1 pseudogene is annotated in these 245 nt (G+C 71.8%); it reads right to left on the bottom strand.

Going from position 1 to position 245, the window contains the following annotated elements:
* Window positions 1-46: 46 nt before the first annotated feature.
* Window positions 47-245, bottom strand: a pseudogene (locus ACQG3P_RS21825) (maleylacetoacetate isomerase); the annotation flags it as partial.

Below are 245 nucleotides of genomic sequence, written 5' to 3'. Positions count from 1 at the left end.
CACGGCGTCGGACCGGCAGGTACCGCCCGAGGGTCGGTCCCCGCTTTCAGGGTGACGCGTCCGCCTGGACTTCCGGCCTCGCCGCATCGCAGGCCGGCAAGGCCAGGCACGCCTCGTCGATCCGCACCAGGGTCGGGAACGGGCCCAGATCCACGTTTACGCGGCGGGCGTTTAACAGCTGCGGCACCAGGCCGCAATCGGCCCGGGTCGGTGTGTCGCCGTGGCATAAGCGCCCGGTGTCCACC

The organism is Stenotrophomonas sp. SrG (assembly GCF_050031795.1).
GTDB classification, from domain to species: Bacteria; Pseudomonadota; Gammaproteobacteria; order Xanthomonadales; family Xanthomonadaceae; genus Stenotrophomonas; species Stenotrophomonas rhizophila_A.
This window is presented reverse-complemented; position numbering and strand designations above follow the sequence as displayed.